A 5794-nucleotide genomic window follows, 5' to 3' on the forward strand; every position below is an offset into this window, starting at 1 on the left:
GGTCTATTTTTAGTCGGGACATTTGCACTTGCATCCGCACAAACTATTTCTTTTGACAAAACCGTTTACGAATATGGGAATGTTGCAGTTGGTGCTGATGGACACAGAGTATTCATCATTAAAAACACAGGAGACAAACCTCTTATTATTTCACGAACCCAAGCATCTTGTGGTTGTACAACTCCCGAGGTTACAAAAGACCCAATCATGCCTGGGAAAACTGCTGAATTAAAAGTAGGTTACGACACCAAGATTGTAGGTCCTTTTACAAAGATTATTGAAGTTTATTCAAATGATGCTGAAAACAGCAGATCTGTAATTACCATTAAAGGAAATGTAGGAGATGCAGCTGCTACAATTGCTCCACAAACAGCGATTAAAACAGAAGCGAGAGCGATGAGTGCACCACAATCTATGAAAGTTACTCCAGCAGCCAAAAAAGAAACAATTAAAAAATCAGAGCAATTATAATTTGTTTTAAACAAAATAAAAAATTAAAATCATTTCGTCATTGAAATGATTTTTTTTATTTTAGTACAAATATTAAAGGTATGGATTTAGATTTTAGCGCTAATTTCATTGTGAAAGGAAAATTTTCCATTGATAATTTCCCAACAGAATATGAAGGCAAACTTTCAAAAGACGATGCAAAAAAAATGCTGGACAAGGAGAAAGAAAAACTCAGTGAACTACAGGAAAGGTTATATAGCGATGGCAGCAAATCTATTCTGATTGTTTTGCAAGCCATGGATGCTGCAGGAAAAGATTCTTTGATCAAGCATGTTTTCGGTGGTGTAAATCCGCAAGGTTGTGAAGTAACGAGTTTCAAAGCGCCGAGTTCTAAGGAATATGCTCACGATTTTTTATGGCGCCATTATATTGCACTCCCTGAAAAAGGAAAAATTGGAATTTTTAATAGAAGTCATTATGAAAGTGTCTTGGTTTGTAAAGTTCATCCCGAATATAATCTAAACGAAAAAGTCTGGAAATCGACTGATGATTTTGATAATGAATTCTGGAAAAACCGCTACGAAAGCATCAGAAACTTTGAAAAAACTTTAACTGAAAACGGAACTACGATTATCAAAATGTTTTTAAACGTTTCCCAAAAAGAACAGAAGAAAAGACTTCTGGAGCGGATTGACGAAACGAACAAAAACTGGAAATTCTCAGTAGGCGACTTACCAGAACGCGAATTGTGGAGCAAATATATGGCCGTATACGAGGAAGCAATCAATGAGACTTCTGAAGATTATGCGCCGTGGTACGTCATTCCTGCAGATCATAAATGGTTTACAAGAGTTGCCGCGATACAAATCATCATTGATGCTTTAGAAAAAATGGATTTGCAATACCCGAAACTTTCTGCAAAAGACAAGGCGGGTTTGCAAGAAGCGAAAAGGCAATTGGAAAGCGAATAGGTTTTTGAGTTTGGAATTTCGATTTTATTTAAAATACATTAGATTTTTTGACGGTAATCGACGTAGATGCAGATATTTAAAAAAAAAGGATTGCGTTCAAACCATAAAGATTTTGAAGATTCCATTCAAATTCTCTGCGCTTCATCTGTTGAAAAAATGGATTTTATTGTAACTCGAAACACGAAAGATTTTAAAGGAAGCCAAATCCCAGCATTTAATCCAGATGAAATAATTTCTTGAAACTACTGAACTTGAAACCTTAAATCTAAAAAACCACAAGAAAAACTATAAGCCGGATTCTGTAATTTCGTCGAAACGAAAACGCTTGTTATTTATCTGCGCTTTACATTGCTGCAAAACTTGAGCTGTTTACCCCTCGGTTTTTGGAGCGAGCCGCTCCTATTTTTCATTGCTGAAAAAAATCCGATATACTTAACATTGCACCGCAAAGAGTTTACCTGGTTTCACTATAAATTAATATACATACTTTCTGCTGCACTGGTCCTGATCTCGCGACCGACGGGCGTTACCCGCTTTGCTGCTCTGTGGTGTCCGGACTTTCCTACCCCAATTTCTTGGAATCAACAAGCCGTTTTTCTTGTGGATGGCAAAGATAGTAAAAAATGAAAGATTTGAGAGGTAAGATAAAAAAATTGACATTCCAGATTCTTTGTTTTTCGAGCGCATTTTACAAGGACACTTCGATTAATTTTTAATATTTTTGAATTATGAATTATTTTGAAATTATTAAGTCGGTTTTGGAGCGCTGGTACGAAGGACTTGCACAAGCAACACCGAAAATTATTGTTGGCGTTTTGGTGTTCATGTTTTTTTTAACAATGAGTTCCTATTTAAGTAAAATATCAGTAAGGATTTTCCAAAAATTTTTTCCAAAAAGCAAGAATAGCTCAATTGTCACTTTAATTAAAGCGTTCAAATTCCTCATCATTCTTTCGGGGACTTTTATCGCCTTAGAAATAATGGGATTGGGAAGTTTTGTTTTGAAATTTATTGGGAGTCTCGGTGTTGCAGGGGTTGTAGCAGGTGTAGCTTTGAAAGATTTGGTATCCTCCATGTTTTCTGGGGCTTTGGTTAGCATTGATAAATCGTTTGCAAATGGCGATTACGTTTCTATTAAAGAGGTAACTGGCGTTGTAGAAAAAATCGGATTTTTGACCACGAAAATTATTACCGACGATGGCAAAAAGGTTTTCGTACCTAATCAATTAATTTTCAGCGCTCCTTTTACTAATTACTCGTCTTCTGGGCAGCGAAAAATCTTTCTAGATTTGCAAGTTTCTGGCAATCAAGATTTAGAAAAGACAAGGGAGATTATTTTAGATGAAATAAAAAGCTTTGATTTTACCGATCATATTGAAGAATCTCAAGTCATTACTATAAAACAATCTTCGGATATTGTCTATTTTCAAGCCCGATTTTTTATGAAAAGTGGCGAAAACGTAACAAAGGTAAGAAGTGAAGCATTACTGAAATTGAGAGAAAAACTGAATGAATCTGCGATTGAACTGGCCTCTCAAAACTCAGTTGATTCGTCTTCAAAATAAGAACATCTCTATTGATAATGAGTTTTCTTATAGAATTTTTAAACAAAAAAAAAGAGGATACTGAATTAACAGCATCCTCTTCTATTGATCTGATTTCTGAATTATTTCTTAATCATTAATTTTTCAGATAATTTTTCACCGTTTTTCATTTCGATGTTCAAAATATAATTTCCGTTGATCAATTTTTCTACATTAATTTTACCATCTTTTGCTACGTTTCCTGTATTTACTAATCTTCCTATAGCATCATAAATCGCATAAGAGGCACTTTCAGATTTATTCATTTTAATGCTTACTTCATGTTTCGCTGGATTAGGATAAATTGAAATATTTTTCAATTTATTCTCTGTAGTTGCTAACTCTCCTTTTTTTACTTTAAAGAAAGAAGAATTCAGGGCGAAGTAAATATTACCTACTGCTTTTACCATAATTCTTGCAGAAGCAATATCTTCGTTTGGAAGATTTACCGTTGCAGAACCGTTATTTGGAACATTTTCCGCAAGAACTACATCGAAATTTGCTCCATTGTCTTTTGATAAAAGAATAGTCACATTCTGAGTATTTACAGGAGCCACATCTGTCCCTGCGACATCCCAAGTTATGATCATTGGTTCCTTACCATCAAATTCAATATTTGCAGTTTGCGAAGTCACCTTGAAGGGACCTGCATTTGCAACAGTTACCAACATTTGACCTCTTGCAGATTGGTTTCCTGTCACTTTGTTATCATTCACCAAAAGGGAAAAATTTAAATTTCTTGCAACACTTGGAGTTACTTCCCATTTCGGAACAAGATTATTTGCCAGAATTGAACTCATTACAGGAAAATATCTTGAAGGAGACTCTGTAGGAGAAAAAGAACGATAAACTGGTCCGCCTGTAGCAGTAGAAACGGGAGGCTGTGTATTACTTGTACTATCTAATTGCTCCCATAAATAAGTAAGGGGATCATTGTCTGGATCTGTACCAACACCAGTCAAAACAAAGGCAGTACTTTTTGGAATCGTATAGTTTAAGCCTGCATCTGCAGTAGGAACCTGATTGTTATTTGGCGTTTTTACAGAACAATCTGTTGGCCTTTGCAATACGGTATAAACTTCTTTTACCGTTGCAGAATGAAAATAAGGATCACTATGTGCTTGAATATCATTAGTGCCGCAAATTCCTGCATAAGCCATAATTGTAGAACCACCTCCTGGTTCAAATGCAGTGGCACTGTTTGCATTACCAGAACATGATCCTGTAGCCGCTCTAAAGGTATGATTCCCTCCAAATTGGTGACCCATTTCGTGTGCAACATAATCGATATAAAATGCATCATTTATTGGTGCTGGCAAACCTGTAACTCCACCGGCTTTATTAGATTTACAAATACATCCTAAGTAGGCAACTCCACCACCGCCAGTAGAAAACACATGACCTACATCATAATTCGCAACCCCAATTACAGTATCTACCGTAGTTTGGTTCTGACCAAGCATTGTGCCTCCGTTATTATTGGTATATGGGTCTGTAGCTGCGTTTAAGTAAATTAATTGATCATTATTATCAACCATAACAGTGGTAACAGAAAAAGATTTTTCATATACTCCATTTACTCTTGTCATTGCTACCACCATTGCAGCCATCACTTTAGGTACGGTTCCGCCGTGATATGTACTATATTCTCCTGTTGCGGCTAAAGCGAGACGGTATGTTCTAAATTGTCCATCGGAAACAAGTGGAGCTTTCATTCCTAATCCGTCAGATTCTGCTTCGGTCACTCCTTCAACTTTACAATCAAAAAGTCTGTCATTTACCGGCAAATCTTTTCTCTTATAAAGAATATAACTAGAGTTGTCTTTGGTATAACTATCCAAATAGCTTACTTCCCAACCATCAAAATACATTGCACTGACTCCACTATCCGGAGTCACACTGAAACGCACAGAGTTTAGTGGATTGTTTTTATCGATTCCTACATAGGATCTGAGTTCAGGATATTTCGCCTGCAAACCAGGTTGCATTACCGAAGCTTCCTGTACGATGTAAGATCTAAATTTACCATCAGCATCAGGAAAAGTGATTGTATGACTTTGATCTGGAGAAAATCGTTGAGGAACTTTTGCTAAATCGTTTTTCAGTTTTTCGATATTAAGTTGATAAACTGAGAATTCTTTTGGTTTTGAATCTCTTGCTGTCAAATTTTCTTTTGGTACAACATTATTTTTCGACCAATAGTTTTGTCCGAAACCTAATGCAGCAAACATTAAGCACGAAAAGGTAAAGATTTTTGTATTCATAAATTTTGATTAATGATTTTTTTGATATTTAATTATTATATTTTTCACGTTAACTTTCGTTAATAATTTTACGAGTACACTGGGAGAAGCCCTACTCAATTTTAGTATCTCTGGATTAGAAAATTCGACAACTTCTATATAAAGAATACTATTCTTAAGTAAGATTTTCTTAATTTCTATATCATTCGTATTTTTCAAAACAGGTTTAAAAACAAGATAAGACTCATCCTCATTCATAGTCGGTATGGGCGCCAATCGACTTCCTTGTGTTTGGGAATGAATTATGGAATAAACAGAATCTATTTTTTTCTGAGTATCAAGCACCAACCAACTCTCAGAAATAAGCGGATAGCTAAAATGGTTCACTTCTTCGAAATCTATAGAGACTTCTGTAGAGTTTGCACTCTGGGAAATACAACCCAAAAGAGACATCAGCAATAAGGTGAAAATATATTTCATGAAATTTTATTATTTGTAAATATAGGAATTTTACCAAATATCGAAATACTATTTCATCAATAAAAAC

Annotated in this window: 6 protein-coding genes and 1 other RNA gene; 4 read left to right on the forward strand and 3 right to left on the reverse strand. The window is 35.3% G+C overall.

Translation table 11 applies throughout. The features are described 5' to 3' along the window. From WBY99_RS02695 to WBY99_RS02705, 3 genes are all read left to right on the forward strand, one after another. On the forward strand, positions 1-471 hold a 471-nt coding region (locus WBY99_RS02695; protein ID WP_423974808.1), incomplete at its 5' end, for a DUF1573 domain-containing protein. 80 nt (positions 472-551) lie between these two features. Further along, positions 552-1421, forward strand: coding sequence for a polyphosphate kinase 2 family protein (locus tag WBY99_RS02700; protein ID WP_423974809.1), 870 nt, complete (start codon positions 552-554; stop codon positions 1419-1421). A 66-nt stretch (positions 1422-1487) separates the two neighbouring features. Continuing rightward, a complete protein-coding gene (locus WBY99_RS02705) occupies positions 1488-1661 on the forward strand; it encodes a hypothetical protein (RefSeq protein WP_423974810.1) in 174 nt (57 codons plus the stop codon). Positions 1662-1693: 32 nt separating this feature from the next. On the opposite strand, the gene rnpB is transcribed toward WBY99_RS02705, so the two are convergent. Beyond that, positions 1694-2022: RNase P RNA component class A (gene rnpB, locus WBY99_RS02710), an RNA gene on the reverse strand. A gap of 127 nt (positions 2023-2149) precedes the next feature. Between rnpB and WBY99_RS02715 the strand changes: the two genes are divergently transcribed. Then, positions 2150-2986 carry a mechanosensitive ion channel family protein gene (locus tag WBY99_RS02715; protein ID WP_423974811.1) on the forward strand — a complete coding sequence of 279 codons (837 nt, stop codon included), beginning with the start codon at positions 2150-2152 and terminating at the stop codon, positions 2984-2986. A 101-nt stretch (positions 2987-3087) separates the two neighbouring features. Here WBY99_RS02715 and WBY99_RS02720 read toward each other — a convergent pair whose 3' ends face one another. Continuing rightward, entirely contained in the window at positions 3088-5268 is a 2181-nt protein-coding gene (locus WBY99_RS02720) for a reprolysin-like metallopeptidase (RefSeq protein WP_423974812.1), read from the reverse strand. A gap of 9 nt (positions 5269-5277) precedes the next feature. Further along, on the reverse strand, positions 5278-5727 hold the full coding sequence (locus WBY99_RS02725; protein WP_423974813.1) for a hypothetical protein: 450 nt from the start codon (positions 5725-5727) through the stop codon (positions 5278-5280). Positions 5728-5794 lie beyond the last annotated feature (67 nt).

It is taken from the genome of Kaistella sp. (genome assembly GCF_049588135.1).
Taxonomy (GTDB): domain Bacteria; phylum Bacteroidota; class Bacteroidia; order Flavobacteriales; family Weeksellaceae; genus Kaistella.

Excerpts from the sequence above, each read along its gene's own strand:
- WBY99_RS02700 (WP_423974809.1), top strand. The coding sequence starts at position 552 with ATGGATTTAGATTTTAGCGCTAATTTCATTGTGAAAGGAAAATTTTCC.
- WBY99_RS02705 (WP_423974810.1), top strand. The coding sequence starts at position 1,488 with ATGCAGATATTTAAAAAAAAAGGATTGCGTTCAAACCATAAAGATTTT.
- WBY99_RS02715 (WP_423974811.1), top strand. The coding sequence starts at position 2,150 with ATGAATTATTTTGAAATTATTAAGTCGGTTTTGGAGCGCTGGTACGAA.
- WBY99_RS02720 (WP_423974812.1), bottom strand. The coding sequence starts at position 5,268 with ATGAATACAAAAATCTTTACCTTTTCGTGCTTAATGTTTGCTGCATTA.
- WBY99_RS02725 (WP_423974813.1), bottom strand. The coding sequence starts at position 5,727 with ATGAAATATATTTTCACCTTATTGCTGATGTCTCTTTTGGGTTGTATT.